Raw genomic sequence first — 15,360 nt, forward strand, 5'->3', positions numbered from 1 at the left:
GGCTTGATGCGTTTTTTTTGTCGAATCCTTGCTGCCTTTTATTTTTGCTGTTTAATAAATAGTGCCGGCTTGGCAGTGTTACCGGACGAAGTTTTGCAAGATCAGGCACTTGAAGCACGGGCGCGCGATATTTCTTCGCATTTACGCTGTCTCGTTTGCCAGAATGAATCGATTGACGATTCAAATGCGCCACTTGCCCGCGATTTACGACTTATTGTACGCGAACGTTTGAAAGCCGGTGACACAGATACTGAGGTCGTCGACTATCTGGTTGCCCGCTATGGCGAATTTGTGTTGTTAAAACCACGATTGAATGGTGAGACGATACTTTTATGGCTTGCACCACTTTTGATTATCGTGATTGCCGGAGGGGCGATTATCTTTAGGGTCAAGCGCCGCAAACACAACAAGTTGATGCCGCTCAGCGAAGCTGAAAAACGGCAACTTGCCCGGATATTGAAGGCGAAAAAGCGGTAACCCGTCAAAATACAAGAAAAAGGACGGAATGATCTTTTTGAAAAGACTTGCATTTTCTTAAAACCTTACAAAATTTTAATAAATTGGACAGGCGATGGTAAGGTTTGACATCTTATCTTTCCGTCAACATATGCGTTAAAGCCGCAGTCTAGAAGGAGTTTATGAGAATGCAGATGTCCCCTATTCGCAAAACGTTGGCAACTATTACGATGTCAACCGCTTTGGCGGGATCGATGATTTTCGCAGGACCGGGTTTTTCTACCAATATTGCTCAGGCAAAACCGGTTTACGTTGAAGGTGTTCAACAGCAAAGTTTTGCCAATGTCGTCGAACAGGTAAAGCCCGCAGTTGTTTCCGTTCAGGTCAAGAGCGACAAGAAAAATGAGGATCAGGGATTTACGGGATTTTTTGGTGGTCCCGGCATAGACCAGTTGCCTGATGATCATCCGCTCAAACGTTTTTTCAAGGATTTTAATGAACATCACCGTCCGCAGGCGCGTCCGGGCCAACGGTCGAAACCGCGGCCGATCGCACAGGGGTCGGGCTTCTTTATTTCTGAAGATGGCTATATCGTCACCAATAATCACGTTGTTTCGGACGGAACAACCTATTCGGTTGTGCTTGATGATGGAACCGAGCTTGATGCAAAATTGGTGGGAACAGATCCGCGTACCGATCTTGCTGTGTTGAAAGTCAACGACAAGCGCAAATTTGTCTATGTTGATTTTGCCGACGATTCAAAAGTTCGCATCGGTGATTGGGTTGTGGCCGTGGGTAATCCGTTCGGTTTGGGCGGAACCGTTACGGCAGGTATCGTCTCGGCACGCGGGCGTGATATCGGCGCTGGTGTCTATGACGATTTTATCCAGATTGATGCAGCGGTTAATCGCGGTAATTCTGGTGGTCCGACTTTTGACCTTAACGGTCAGGTCGTCGGCATTAATACGGCGATTTTCTCGCCTTCCGGCGGCAATGTTGGCATTGCTTTTGCTATTCCCTCGTCAACTGCAAAACAGGTTGTTGACCAGCTTATTAAAAAAGGTTCGGTCGAGCGCGGCTGGATCGGTGTTCAAATTCAACCTGTTACCAAAGAGATTGCCGATTCCATCGGCTTGAAGGAAGCCAAAGGCGCAATGGTTGCCGATCCTTTGGATGGACCGGCAGCAAAAGCCGGTGTCAAGGCCGGTGATGCAATCATTTCTGTCAACGGTGAACAGGTTGCCGACGCACGCGATCTTGCACGCCACATTGCAAATATCACACCGGGTGAAACCGCAACACTTGGTGTTTGGAGAGATGGCAAACAGACCGATATAAAGGTAAAAATTGCCGCAATGCCGAAAGACGAAAACAAGAGCGATGGAAGGGTTTTGCCTCAAGGCGAAAACGGTTCATCTGAAACACTTGATGATTACGGTTTGACTGTCACTCCTGCCGAGGAAGGCTCGGGGCTTGTCGTAACCAATGTCGATCCGGATTCCGATGCAGCGGATAAGGGAATTCGTCCCGGCGATGTTATCATGACGGCCAATAACCATCCGGTGAAGAAAGCTGCCGAATTTGTCGATGCAATCAAGGAAGCAAAGAAATCCGGACGTACAGCCGTTTTGTTGCAAGTTGAAAGCAATGGACAAAACCGTTTTGTTGCTTTGCCGATTGCCAATAAATAGGCGTCATATGTGTAAACAAGCTATGGCAAAGTTTTGCCATAGCTTACGCTTGTTTTAGTTATGTGAGGTGCTCTTTATGAAAGTTCTTGTTATCGAAGATGATCGTGAAGCATCGCGCTATCTGGAAAAAGCTTTAACAGAGGCAGGGCATTCTGCCGATGTTGCCGGTGATGGCGAAACAGGAGAAACATTGGCAGAAAATGGTCATTATGACGTTCTCATTGTTGATCGTATGCTACCGAAAAAGGATGGATTGTCGGTTATCATGGCGCTTCGCGCCAAGGGTATCGAAACGCCGGTACTTATTCTTTCGGCATTGGGACAGGTTGATGATCGTGTAACGGGTTTGCGCGCCGGAGGCGATGATTACCTGACAAAACCCTATGCCTTTTCAGAATTGCTCGCCCGCATAGAAGTGTTACAGCGGCGTAAAAATCCTAAAGAAGCCGAAACAATTTATCGCGTGGGTGACTTGGAACTTGATCGTTTGGCGCACACTGCCAAGCGTGGAGGCCAGGATATCATTCTGCAGCCAAGGGAATTCCGTTTGCTTGAATATCTGATGCGTCATGCCGGACAAGTTGTTACGCGCACTATGCTTCTCGAAAATGTCTGGGACTATCATTTCGACCCGCAAACCAATGTCATTGACGTTCATATTTCGAGACTTCGCTCGAAAATTGAAAAGGGTTTTGATACACCGCTTCTTCATACCGTACGCGGTGCCGGCTATATGTTGAAAGCGGTTGATAAACCATCATGAGCAGGATCAAAAGCCTAATGCGCACCACGGCCGTGCGCCTGTCAGCCCTTTATGTCATTCTTTTTGGACTGGTTGCCATCGGGCTTTCGATTTATATGACGTCACTTGCTGTTTCCATGTTGACCGAACAGACTGAACAGACGTTGAATGAAGAGGTCGGCAATATCGCGCATGCCTATCAACACGGTGGGTTACCACTTCTTGTGCGAACCATTGATCGCCGGTCACGTCAACCGGGTGCTTTTCTTTATCTTGTAGCTGATCCACAGGGACGGTTTTTGGCCGGTAATGTACAAAGTATAGAACCGGGACTCTTGAATGGTAGCGGCTTACTTCACAATTCCGTCGTTTATTCGCGGTTTGGCGATAGCGGGGAAAAGATAAAACATCGTGCTATCGCAACTGTAATTGATCTGCCAAACGGAATGAAATTGCTGGTCGGGCGTGACATCGGGGAGCCTGAAACTTTTATTGTCATTATCAAAAAGGCATTGATGTTTGCTTTGGCTGCCATGGCTGTCGGAGCATTGCTCATCTGGTTTTTTGTTGGCAGGCGCGCCTTGAAACGCATAGATCAGGTGACGGCTGCTTCCCAGCGCCTTATGGCCGGAGATTTGACAGGAAGACTTCCGGTTTCGGGGGCAGGCGATGAGTTTGATCGGCTTTCTGCAAATCTCAATGTCATGCTTGACCGTATCGAAGAACTCAATGTCGGCCTACGCCATGTATCAGACAACATTGCCCACGATTTGAAAACACCTTTAACACGGTTGCGTAATCGCGCTGATGAAGCATTGTCCAGGCGCGACAAAGATGTTGATTATCGTCAAACGTTGGAGTCAATTATTGCTGAATCCGACCAATTGATCCGCACATTCAACGCTATCCTCATGATCTCCCGTATCGAGGCCAGCACATCGGTCGAGCATCTGGAATGGCTTGACGCACGTCCTATTGTCGAAGATGTCGGGGAGCTCTACGGGCCGGTTGCCGAAGAAGCAGGCGTTACATTCAATATGGGGAAAACATTTGATGTAACCTTGTTGTTAAACAGGGAACTTCTGGCGCAAGCACTTATCAATCTGATCGAAAACGCCATCAAATATGGTACGGTACCTGAAAGAAAGCCTTTTGTATCGTTATCTATGGCAAAAAACGCCGGCCGTGTTGAAATTATCGTGAGTGACAATGGCACGGGTATTGCGCCTGAAGACAGGGAAAGGGTCACCAAACGGTTTGTAAGACTTGAAGATAGCCGAACAAAACCGGGTTTCGGAATCGGCTTGAGTTTGGCAAAAGCCGTTATGAAACTTCATGGTGGCGAACTTATACTTGAGGATGCAAAGCCCGGTTTGAAAGCTGTTCTTTCTTTTCCCGAGTTGTCACAAGAAAAAATCGGGACAAACAAGCCATAACAGCAAAATTGGTGTCGCATAACATCAAACAGAAAAAGCTGCAGCTTAAGAAAAACAATAACACAGCATTTCAATTTAGTCGTTTGTCATTTCTGTTGTTCATTAAATAGTCTTCTATTAATGTTGAAAGACATGAGATAGCACTGTCATGCCGTATAATTAGGGAAGACGAAGAGTGATGCAACAAGCTTTCTGGAATGAAAAGTTGAAACATTTAACCCCGCTTGATGCAACCGGCTCACAATGGCTGGCCGATATGACAGACAAAGCCCGTGAAAATGGGCTCGAAGAACTTGCCAGCGAACTTGAAAAAGGCAAGGGCCAGTCGGAATTTCTGGGTACAGTCATGACGCTTTCACCTTTTTTACGTGAAACGCTTGTGCGCAATCCGGCCTTTATTGCTCCGCTTCTTCATAAAGATATATCGGAACGGTTGCATGATTTGCTTGAGGAAACTTCGCGGATAGATAGGCTTGAAAATATAACCGAAGCGCTTTTAATGGCCTCACTGAGGCAAAAAAAACTTGAAATGCATGTGTTGATTGCGCTGGCTGATCTTGGCGGGCTCTTTACATCTGCCATGACGTCGGAATGGTTGACAAAACTTGCTGAAGTTACACTCGGGGCTGCCCTGCGATTTTTATTAAGAGATACACATAATCAAGGCAAAATCAGTCTTGCCGATTACAACAATCCGGAAAAAGAGTGCGGACTCGTTGTTCTCGGAATGGGAAAACTCGGTGCTCGCGAACTTAATTATTCTTCCGACATAGACCTTATTGTTTTTATTGACGAAACGTCGTCCCATATTGGCGAACCATTTGAAAGCATAGATGTTTTTTCCAAAATGATACGTCGGCTTATCCGTATCATGCAGGAACGCACCGCTGACGGGTATGTCTTTCGCGTCGATTTGAGGTTGCGCCCCGATCCCGGCTCTACTCCTCTTGCTCTGCCAATAAGTGCGGCTCTCCATTATTATGAAAGTCGGGGACAGAATTGGGAACGTGCAGCCATGATCAAAGCGCGTCCTGTCGCAGGCGATATCAAGGCTGGTGACGAGTTTCTCCACGAATTATCCCCCTATATATGGCGCAAATACCTGGATTATGCGGCTATTGCCGATATCCATTCAATCAAACGTCAAATTCATGCTTATAAAGGCCATGGGGAAATTGCTGTTCGCGGCCACAATGTCAAACTCGGACGCGGTGGAATACGCGAAATCGAGTTTTTTGTGCAAACCCAGCAATTGATCGCCGGCGGGCGTTTTCCCGAACTTCGGGGGAGGCGTACTGTCGATATGCTTGCCGAACTCTGTTCTCTCGGCTGGATCAATGTCGAAACACGTGATGTATTGAGCGAGAAATATGCTTATTTACGCAATGTTGAACATCGCATCCAGATGCTCGAAGATGAACAGACGCATATCCTGCCCGAGGATGATAGAGACTTTACCGCCGTTGCCTATATGATGGGGTACGCAAATATCAATGATTTTACCCGCGATTTTCTGGAAACGTTGACAACCGTCGAGCATCATTATGCAGCATTGTTCGAACAGGAAAAGGAACTAGGGTCAGAGGCCGGAAATCTGGTGTTTACCGGTGAGGATGATGACCCGGGCACGCTTGCGACATTATCGAAATTGGGCTTTGCACGCCCCAGTGATATTTGCCGCATCATCCGGACTTGGCATTTCGGGCGTTATCGTGCAACCCAATCTGCAGAAGCCAGAGAAAGATTGACCGAACTGACACCTGCGCTTCTTAAAGCATTTGGTGCTACCAAAAGAGCAGACGAGGCCTTGTCACGGTTTGATGCTTTTTTACAGGGGCTTCCGTCAGGTATCCAGCTCTTCAGCCTGTTACAATCCAATCCTTCGTTGCTGGATATGCTGGTTCTCATCATGAGCTCGGCACCGCGTCTTGCCGATATTATTACCAGAAAACCGCACATTTTCGACGGTATGCTTGATCCGGCAATTTTTGCCGAATTGCCGACAAAAACCTATTTGCAAAACCGGCTGGAATTTTTCTTAAGCGGCGTTTCCAACTATGAAGATATTCTTGATCAATTGCGCCTTTTTGCAAGTGAACAGCGCTTCCTCATCGGCATCAGGCTTCTTAACGGTGCTATCGAAGGTGAGCGCGCTGCACGTGCTTTCACTGATCTCGCCGATTTGATGATTGCCAATACACTTGAGGCCGTCGAGCAGGAATTTTCCCGTGTGCATGGTTTTGTCAAAGGCGGACGCGTCGGAATATTGGGGATGGGTAAACTTGGTAGCCATGAGCTTACGGCCGGTTCCGATCTCGATCTTATCCTGCTTTATGATTACGACAATAAGACAGAAATGTCGGATGGTGAAAAGCCGCTTTATATTTCCCAATATTACATGCGTCTGACGCAACGTCTGGTATCGGCTTTGTCGGCACCGACAGGCGAGGGGGTTCTTTACGAAGTTGATCTGAGATTGCGTCCATCGGGAAATAAGGGGCCGGTTGCTGTGCCGTTCGAGGCATTCGGAAAATATCAAAGAAATGAAGCGTGGGTGTGGGAACATCTGGCACTCACCCGTGCCCGCGGCGTTGCAGGCGACCAATTGTTTTTGCAAGAGCTTGAAGATGAGGTGGCCGCTATTATTGCTTTAAAGCGCGATAAGAAAAAGGTTTCCCATGATGTGCGCGAAATGCGCGAATTGATCGAGCAGGAAAAACCGCCGATCAATATATGGGATTTCAAAACAATGCGTGGTGGGCAAGTCGACCTCGAATTCATTGCTCAATTCGCATTGATTACGCACCAAAGCGAATTTGTTGTAGGCCGTACAACAGGCGAAGTTCTGGAAAAATTGCCCCAATCCTTCTTGTCTATCTCTTCCGTTGGCGAACTTCATCATGCTTATCGCGTATATACAAATTTAAGTCAGATGATGCGGTTATGCCTGAATGACAAGCTCGATCCGGATGATATGCCGCCGGGGCTGGCAGATCTCTTACAAAGGACTGTAGGCGAACCGGATTTGAACCACGTCGAGAGCTTGATTGTTGAAACGGCAAACACTGTTAGCGAAATTTTTGATGACGTGGTGGCCTGAGTTTTTGTGGATAGAGAGCGGGAGACTAATTTCTTATCCCGAAAACTATAAATTGCTTCAGTCTGATAAGCTTATCGGCAAACGCTGTTGCACTTTTTTCTGTTTGTTGTTGGAAAATGCACTATCAGGCAGCATCAACAACAATCCGGCATAAGAAACAAATTGAACGTTGAAAAAGCTTGCAGCTTGCGGTGACCGTAAAGCCTCAATTGATCGCCGTTGCTAGCTTTTTATAAGGGGAGGAATTGCTCACGGAAAGATTGGCGAACAATCAGGATTATGGATGGGCATGATAATGAACGGCGGGGATGATGAACGGGCACGTGTGAAAGTTAAGCGACGCCGCCTTTTTCTGACAGAGGTTGCGAGTTTTCTCTAACGATCACCATAGAAAACCGAAGTGGAGAAGAGGGATTATTAACGAACACATTCCGAACGAATGAGACTTTAAAGTTTGATAGAAGTTAGTGTTTCTGGGTAATCGGCAAGGTGATGGTAACCGTTGTTCCCTTGCTTTCTTTTGAAGCAATATCAAGCGCTCCGCCATGAAGTTCGACCAGAGAACGGGAGATTGCAAGTCCAAGACCGGAACCGGCATGGGTTTTGGTAAACTGGTTTTCAACCTGTTCAAAAGGTTGGCAAAGTTTTGCAATGGCCGATTCAGGAATACCAACACCGGTATCGGCGAAAACAAAGACAAGTTTGTCGTCTTTCTGATAGCCCTTAACGTCGATATGGCCACCTGACGGAGTGAATTTGACTGCATTCGAAAGAATATTGAGGAACACCTGATGAATGGCTCGCCGGTCGATATCGCCATGGAGTTTCGGTGTAATATCGGCTGTTACAGTGATATTCTTTTCTTGTGCCTGCGGCGTCAAAGTACGCAATGTCTCGCTGATAATCGGCTCAAGATCGGCATTTTCGCTTGAAAGGGTGAACCGTCCGGCTTCGATCTTGGACATGTCAAGAATATCATTGATAAGTGTCAGTAAATGCGTACCCGAATTATGGATATCATTCATATATTCGGCATAGCGTTCTGATCCCAATGGGCCAAAGGTGCCCTGTATCATCATTTCCGAAAAACCGATAATGGCGTTGAGCGGCGTTCTCAATTCATGTGACATATTTGCCAAAAATTCGGATTTTGCCTTATTGGCGCTTTCGGCACGTTCTTTTTCCGATTGCAGACTTTCGTTCAGTTTTTCAACTTCGGTGGCGCGCTGTTGAGCGCTCTGGCGGGCGAGTTTCAGTTCCTGAATAAAGGAATAAAGCCGTCTCTCGCTATCTTCCAAACTTTTTTGTTGTTGTTTGAGTTCGGAAATGTCGGTACCAACCGAGACCAGACCACCATCCTGCGTACGGCGTTCGTTAATTTTGAGCCAGCTTCCATCAGCCATTTGGCGGATACTGGTAAAGTTGCCGGTGTCATCATGCTCAACCGACATTTCGTTGATGGCAGGTTTTGCCATTGCCTCGACTGTAGCCCTTTGCACCCCGGGTTGCAGCATGTGGTCGGGAAGTGAAGCATATTCACGGAACTTGCTGTTTGACATGACGAGACGCCCTTCCGAATCCCACAGCACAAAGGATTCCGAAATGTTTTCTATAGCATCGCGAATACGCAGATCAGCTTGTGCCGTCTGCTCGGCAAATTGATGTTGTTCGCTTATGTCAAATGAAATACCGACGAGGTGGGCTTCTTCCTCTTGAGCAACCTCGGCACGGATACGCATCCAAACATAATGGCCATCAGCGTGGCGCATAGGAAGGTTGATATCAATGTGATCTTTTTCACCGCTCATCAAGTCACGTGCCAGTTCATAAAGATCGGCATCGGCAGGATTGATAATGGAAGCGATTTCAGAGATCGACAGAAGTGCATCTTTTGGTTTGAAACCGAGCATTTCATACATGGAACGTGACCAATAAACGCGTCCGCTTGCCATGTTCCAGTCCCATAAGCCGCAACGCCCGCGCATCATTGCCATGTCGATGCGGTTCTGGATTTTTTCAGAAATGAGATCGGTATCACGAACACGCGCAGCTTGCGCATAATAGGCGTAAAGAATGGCTAGTATGACGCCGACTGTTCCGGCGAAAATCGTAATATTGATTGAAACGGTTTTGCGCCATTCAAGGTATATCTGCTCGCTTTCTTCTCCGACAAACACACCGAATTTTCCTTGCGCGGCCTGGTCGAAAGATGCCAATGAAGCTTTTCCGTCAATTTTGACTTCCATCACACCGGCACTGCGTCCGAGTACAAAGAGAGCTTGTGCATCACCAACTGAATCCGACAGGGGACGATTGATCAGCGTCTCCATCCCCGAGGCTGCAACGACAGTGCCTGTTTCATCAACGATAGCAATACGGGCCGAGCTCGCAATCAAACCCTGTGTGCGGAAGTCGATAAGGATGTTTTGCAAATCGTTGTTTGAAATTGAACCCGAATTCGGTTCATCCTGTTCTTTTGAATAGACAGCACGGTCAACAGAACTGCCGATATGTCCGGTTGCCAGCATAATGGCCGATCTTGTTGTCGTATCAATTGTTTGCCGCCATTCGTAAAGCTGGACCAGACGGGTTGCTGCAAGCAAAACAAGAAAAATCAGAATTATCAGAGGTATGGCACGACGCAGCCATGGCTCGATTGTGAGCAGCCTTTTGTAGGCTGGACCAGAAAGCAAATCGACATGAGCTGACCCGGCCTTACGCTTTTTTTGCGAAGGTTTTGAATCAACAAATGTCCCTGTGGGCGCGTCTAACGCGTCCAAATGCGCCATTTCTGGCCCCCTCTAAAGTTAACGGATAAACCGGAGAACTGATTCGGTACGCAAAACATCCGAACAAGCCCAATGAATCAAAACTGATTCGTCCTGTCCAGCTTTTTCTTTGCGTGGGATCTTTTTTCATTCATCAAGCTTAGAACAAAAGCTTTAATAATTTTTTAACGCTGTCACAGCGTCCTGACAGGAAAAGGCCGTTTTAACGGGTAGCGTCGAGGAATATTTCAGAAAATTTTCAAGAAAAAAGCGGGAAGAAATATCTTCTTCCCGCCGGAATTTCGATTGTTAACCGAGTGTGCGGCTTACGATGTCGGAAACGTCCACCGAAAGCTTTGGTGCTTTCAATATCCGTTCCAACTGTTCTTTGAGTTTATTTTGACGTTTTGTTTCGAGTTGCTTCCATGAGCGCGTGAGCGTTGAAAGACGCGCAGCAAGTTGCTGGTTTTCTTTGTCTACAGTCAGGATAATATCAGCGAGCAGCTTGTATCCTTCACCATCAACCCTGTTAAAGCCCGTCTGGTTCGAAGCTGCAAATGCGGCAATAAGCGCACGAGTCCGGTTCGGGTTATCAAGCGAAAAGAGCGGATGTTTCATAAGCTCTTTGACATGCGCCAAGGTTTTTTCGCCCGGAACTGTTGCCTGAACAGAAAACCACTTGTCCATAACAAGCGGGTCGTTGCCATAACGCTTTTCGAAATCGGAAAGTGCTTCTTTAGCTTCATTTGTCTCATTGAAGTGGTGAACCAGAATGGTTAGCCCTGCCATCCTATCTGTCATGTTGTCAGCCGCCTTATAGGCTTCAAAAGCACGGATAGGTGTGTTTTCGGCAAGTGCCAGATAATTCAGAACAGTGTTTTTCAACGCACGTTTGCCAGCCGGTTCGGCTTTTGGCGAATAACGGCCTGCTGTCTGCATTTTGTCGAAAACTTGCAGCATTTTCGGTTTTAAATGTTCAGCCAGCGACTTCATGAAAGACTGGCGAACATTAAAGATGCGGTCAGGATCAACATCATGACCGATCATGCGGGCAAGTTCGACTTCCAAAGGCAATTGGAGGCAAAGCGACCGGAAAGCAGGTTCCAACGTGTCATCGTCAAGAAGTGCCTCAATAAGGGCTTGAAGTTTTTCAGGCATCTCGGGTTTTTCATGCGTATGGTCGGCAATTGCAGCAACCAGAGCCTTACCCATTAACTGGTTGAGTGACTCCCAGCGGTTGACCTCGTCAGCATCAAAGCGTGCGCGGAAAGCCAAGTCATCATCACTTTCTTCCATCTTCAGATTAATCGGGGCCGAAAATCCGCGCAGCAGCGATAAAACCGGCTTTTCTTTCAGGTCCCGGATATGAACGGTTTGCTTTGCTTCGGATAAAACAATGACATTGTTTTCAATATGGTTATCGGCCTGATAGGGCATATCCTTACCGTTTTTGCCCAAAAGCCCGAAGGAAAGGGGAATAACCATCGGTTTTTTATTTGATTGACCGGGAGTATCGGGAACAGTCTGCGTCAAATCAAGTGTCAGGACACCATCTTTATAATGGCTGTCAACGGTTACTGTCGGTGTTCCTGCTTGCTCATACCACAGCATGAATTGTGATAAATCACGTCCTGAAACATCGGCAAAACAGGCGATGAAGTCTTCAATGGTGCAAGCCTCGCCATCATGGCGTTGGAAATAAAGATCCATGCCTTTGCGGAAAAGCTCGTCGCCAAGCATGGTATGAACCATGCGTACGACCTCTGCCCCTTTTTCATAGACGGTTGTCGTATAAAAATTGTTGATTTCACGATACTGCCGTGGGCGAACCGGATGGGCAAGGGGGCCAGCATCTTCAGGAAATTGCGCAATTTTCAGTACACGAACATCGGAAATACGATGAACAGGGCGCGAGCGTTGGTCAGACGAAAATTCCTGATCGCGATAGACTGTCAAACCTTCTTTTAAACAAAGTTGGAACCAGTCACGGCAGGTAATTCGATCGCCTGTCCAATTGTGAAAATATTCGTGTGCAATAACGCGTTCTATGCCGGCATAGTCGGTATCTGTTGCTGTGTTCGGGTCGGCAAGGACATATTTATCATTGAAAACATTAAGTCCTTTGTTTTCCATTGCGCCCATATTGAAATCGGAAACAGCGACAATATTGAAAATATCAAGGTCATATTCGCGCCCGAACTTTTCTTCATCCCAACGCATAGCACGTTTGAGTGAATCCATTGCATAAGCCGCGCGTTCCCTTTTTCCTTTTTCGACATAAATTCCGAGTTTTACTTTCCGCCCAGACATCGTGGTGAAGCTGTCATCATAATGGTCAAGAGCACCTCCAACGAGAGCGAAAAGATAGCATGGTTTGGGATGCGGATCTTCCCAGATTGCATAATGGCGTCCGCCCTCAAGTTTTCCGGTTTCTACGAGATTGCCATTGGAAAGAAGTACAGGCTCATTCTTCTCATCCGCTTCGATCCGGGTTCTGAAAACCGACAGAATATCGGGACGATCATAAAAATAGGTCATCCGGCGGAAGCCCTGTGGCTCGTTCTGTGTGCAATAGACACCATTAGACAGATAAAGCCCCATCAATTGGCGATTTTTCTTGGGATTGATTTGCGTGGCAACCTGAAGAATAAATTTGCCTGAAGGGGGATTGTGAATTTCAAGTTTATCAGGTGTTGCCGAATAGTCTTTAGGTTCGAGTTTCTGACCATTGATTGCCACTGACAACAGTTTCAATTCGTCCCCGACAAGAACCAGTGGTGTTCCCGGTTTGGTGTTTTTTCGGGGGGAAAGCGAAAGCTTCGATTTTACGATTGTTTCAGTGGGGTGAAGCGAAAAATCAAGCTCGGTGTTGGAAATTGCGTAATCGGTGGGCGAGTAATCTTCAAGACGGTATACTGGAGTGTCAGATTTGGTCATAAATCGTGCCTTTTTATAGAAGTTTATCATGAAGGTAAGCATATTTTGTCGAAACGACAACCGGCTCGAAAAGAAATCTCTGTTCATGCACACCAATGTGAATGGGAAATATCATTTGCGCGACGGTCAAAACATTTATTTTGACATCGACGTTGTATATGAACGAAAAAGATGTCTTACGCAAAGCAACTGGCAATTTTATTCCTTTAGTCTTAACGACTGCCAATGAAGCGCTTTACCGACAGGAGAAAACTCGTGCAAAAACAATCACCGGCTATTCCGCATGCCCCTTCGGGGAATGTCATGCTCGGAATCTGGATGAAGATTTTGTCGGTCGTCTGTTTTGTGGTGATGTATAGTTTTTTGAAGTCGGCCAAAGGCATTCCGGCTGGCGAATTAAGCTTCTTTAGATCGTTTTTTGGCATTGTCCCGATCATCCTTTGGGTCATGTCACTCAAACAGCTTAAAACGGTGCTTTACACCAAAAACCTGACCGGACATGTTTTTCGGGGAATGTTCGGCACTTTTTCAATGCTATTCAGCTTTTATGCTTTGACCCTTCTACCGCTTCCCGAAACAGTTGCCATCGGTTATGGCGAACCGCTCATTCTTGTGGTTTTATGTGCCATCTTTCTTCATGAAAAAGTTTATTTTTATCGTTGGAGTGCGGTGATCGTCGGCCTTATCGGTGTGTTGATCATTGTTTGGCCACGCCTTACCATTCTTGGTACGGCAAATGCCGATGTCAGCGCTTCAATCGGTGCGCTTTCCGCGCTTGGTGCAGCAATCATGGCAGCCATTGCGATGTTGCTTGTCCGCAAACTTGTGTTTACCGAAAAGACAACGACGATCACTCTCTATTTCATGATAACGTCAAGCATTATATCATTAATTACAGTTCCGTTCGGATGGGTTGTTCCCGATTTTTATCAGGCCTCCATGCTCGTTCTGGCCGGTTTGTTCGGTGGCATTGCGCAAATTTTCATGACTCAGGCTTATAGGCATGCCGAACCTTCAACAGTTGCACCATTTGAATATACATCAATGTTGTTAAGCCTTTTGAGCGGCTATTTCGTCTTTGATGAAATTCCGACAATAGCAATGTTGTTCGGTGCGTGCCTCGTCATCGGCTCGGGCATTTTCATTATATTGCGTGAGTCCCATGTTATCGGTAAAAACCATACACGCCACCGTGCACTGTTTCATAAACACCGTTGAGTGCAAATCCCGAATGCTTAAACCCGCTGGTCAAGCGCATTGCGGATTTCCAGAAAATCAGCCCAGGCTAGTTTCTTCTGGCTCGGTGTTCGCAATAAATAGGCCGGGTGAAATGTTGGCATAACCGGAATGGTTTTGCCGTTATCCATCTGATGCGAGAGCCATTTTCCTCTCGTGCGGATAATACCGTTTTTGACACCGGTCAGCACCTGCATAGCTGGCCCGCCCAGAGCAACAAGAATTTCTGGCGCAGCCAATTCTATCTGTCGCTCGATAAACGGACGGCAAAGCTCGGTTTCCATGGGGGTCGGAGTACGGTTACCAGGTGGACGCCATGGTATAGTATTCGCAATATAAACGCCCTCGCGTTTCAAACCGATTGCCGCGAGAATACGGTTGAGTAACATGCCGGATCGACCGACGAAAGGAATGCCCTGTAAATCCTCTTCGCGCCCCGGTGCTTCACCTACGAGCATCAGTTTCGAATGTGGCGTGCCATCTGCAAAACACGTGTTTTTCGCGGTAAGTTTCAATGTGCATCCGTTGAAGGATTTGAGTGCGTCGAACAGTTCATCAAGGTTTCTGGCATTGCGGGCAAGTTCATTTGCTGTCGCTACTTGTCCTTCAATCGAAATACGCGGCGTTGCAGCATGGCGGGTAGCGGAGTGAACGGTTCCCCTTTGTGGTGGATTGGTTGTTTCATGTGCGGCGGCAGTTAACCGTTTTGCTATTTCAGCCGATTGCTTAAAACGATCAATTGGTTTGTCAGCAAGGGGCGTGTCGACACCGGCTTCGGAATAGAAGCCAAGCAATTCCTCGAAGGAAATCGTGTTGTTGTGTCGCTCTGACATATTAGCCTTTTGCTTTTTAAAGCTAATGAATAGACCAAGCAATAAAGCTCTTCAAGCTTGGATATCAGATGTTTTTGATAACGAGCGCCTCCCATCATCGTAAGTCAAGCGAAGACGCTCTTGTGTGTAAAATCTTGTCGGATGATGCCGCTATTATGAAA

Annotated in this window: 9 protein-coding genes; 6 read left to right on the forward strand and 3 right to left on the reverse strand. The window is 46.9% G+C overall.

Annotation, left to right across the window (positions count from 1 at the left end):
• Positions 1-6: 6 nt before the first annotated feature.
• The 5 genes from H3V14_RS07065 (at position 7) to H3V14_RS07085 (ending at position 7,425) form a co-directional block, all read left to right on the forward strand.
• Positions 7-477 (forward strand): cytochrome c-type biogenesis protein, encoded by a 471-nt coding sequence (locus tag H3V14_RS07065; RefSeq protein WP_198227588.1) that lies wholly within the window; start codon positions 7-9, stop codon positions 475-477.
• 167 nt (positions 478-644) lie between these two features.
• Complete coding sequence (locus H3V14_RS07070) at positions 645-2,147, forward strand: Do family serine endopeptidase (protein WP_198227590.1); 1,503 nt, start codon at positions 645-647, stop codon at positions 2,145-2,147.
• Positions 2,148-2,223: 76 nt separating this feature from the next.
• Positions 2,224-2,910, forward strand: coding sequence for a response regulator transcription factor (locus tag H3V14_RS07075; RefSeq protein WP_075870105.1), 687 nt, complete (start codon positions 2,224-2,226; stop codon positions 2,908-2,910).
• Positions 2,907-4,325 carry a HAMP domain-containing sensor histidine kinase gene (locus tag H3V14_RS07080; RefSeq protein WP_198227592.1) on the forward strand — a complete coding sequence of 473 codons (1,419 nt, stop codon included), beginning with the start codon at positions 2,907-2,909 and terminating at the stop codon, positions 4,323-4,325. The genes H3V14_RS07075 and H3V14_RS07080 overlap by 4 nt, the downstream gene beginning before the upstream one ends.
• A 178-nt stretch (positions 4,326-4,503) precedes the next feature.
• Positions 4,504-7,425, forward strand: a complete 2,922-nt coding sequence (locus H3V14_RS07085; RefSeq protein ID WP_198227854.1) for a bifunctional [glutamine synthetase] adenylyltransferase/[glutamine synthetase]-adenylyl-L-tyrosine phosphorylase — start codon at positions 4,504-4,506, stop codon at positions 7,423-7,425.
• A gap of 464 nt (positions 7,426-7,889) precedes the next feature.
• Here the strand turns inward: H3V14_RS07085 and H3V14_RS07090 are convergent, their stop codons facing one another.
• Together H3V14_RS07090 and pepN are read right to left on the reverse strand one after the other, a co-directional pair.
• Positions 7,890-10,214, reverse strand: coding sequence for a PAS domain-containing sensor histidine kinase (locus tag H3V14_RS07090; RefSeq protein ID WP_198227599.1), 2,325 nt, complete (start codon positions 10,212-10,214; stop codon positions 7,890-7,892).
• Between the two features lie 288 nt (positions 10,215-10,502).
• Positions 10,503-13,130, reverse strand: a complete 2,628-nt coding sequence (pepN, locus tag H3V14_RS07095; RefSeq protein WP_198227601.1) for an aminopeptidase N — start codon at positions 13,128-13,130, stop codon at positions 10,503-10,505.
• 303 nt (positions 13,131-13,433) lie between these two features.
• Here pepN and H3V14_RS07100 point away from each other — a divergent pair, with 303 nt between their 5' ends.
• Positions 13,434-14,348 carry a DMT family transporter gene (locus tag H3V14_RS07100; protein ID WP_198227856.1) on the forward strand — a complete coding sequence of 305 codons (915 nt, stop codon included), beginning with the start codon at positions 13,434-13,436 and terminating at the stop codon, positions 14,346-14,348.
• A gap of 17 nt (positions 14,349-14,365) precedes the next feature.
• On the opposite strand, the gene H3V14_RS07105 is transcribed toward H3V14_RS07100, so the two are convergent.
• On the reverse strand, positions 14,366-15,199 hold the full coding sequence (locus H3V14_RS07105; protein WP_075870099.1) for a uracil-DNA glycosylase family protein: 834 nt from the start codon (positions 15,197-15,199) through the stop codon (positions 14,366-14,368).
• Positions 15,200-15,360: the final 161 nt, after the last annotated feature.

Source organism: Bartonella sp. W8151, from assembly GCF_016100385.1.
GTDB classification, from domain to species: Bacteria; Pseudomonadota; Alphaproteobacteria; order Rhizobiales; family Rhizobiaceae; genus Bartonella; species Bartonella apis.

What these genes read in the sequence shown, in the direction of transcription:
- H3V14_RS07065 (WP_198227588.1), top strand. Translation starts at nt 7, where the DNA reads ATGCGTTTTTTTTGTCGAATCCTTGCTGCCTTTTATTTTTGCTGTTTA.
- H3V14_RS07070 (WP_198227590.1), top strand. Translation starts at nt 645, where the DNA reads ATGCAGATGTCCCCTATTCGCAAAACGTTGGCAACTATTACGATGTCA.
- H3V14_RS07075 (WP_075870105.1), top strand. Translation starts at nt 2,224, where the DNA reads ATGAAAGTTCTTGTTATCGAAGATGATCGTGAAGCATCGCGCTATCTG.
- H3V14_RS07080 (WP_198227592.1), top strand. Translation starts at nt 2,907, where the DNA reads ATGAGCAGGATCAAAAGCCTAATGCGCACCACGGCCGTGCGCCTGTCA.
- H3V14_RS07085 (WP_198227854.1), top strand. Translation starts at nt 4,504, where the DNA reads ATGCAACAAGCTTTCTGGAATGAAAAGTTGAAACATTTAACCCCGCTT.
- H3V14_RS07090 (WP_198227599.1), bottom strand. Translation starts at nt 10,214, where the DNA reads ATGGCGCATTTGGACGCGTTAGACGCGCCCACAGGGACATTTGTTGAT.
- pepN (WP_198227601.1), bottom strand. Translation starts at nt 13,130, where the DNA reads ATGACCAAATCTGACACTCCAGTATACCGTCTTGAAGATTACTCGCCC.
- H3V14_RS07100 (WP_198227856.1), top strand. Translation starts at nt 13,434, where the DNA reads ATGCTCGGAATCTGGATGAAGATTTTGTCGGTCGTCTGTTTTGTGGTG.
- H3V14_RS07105 (WP_075870099.1), bottom strand. Translation starts at nt 15,199, where the DNA reads ATGTCAGAGCGACACAACAACACGATTTCCTTCGAGGAATTGCTTGGC.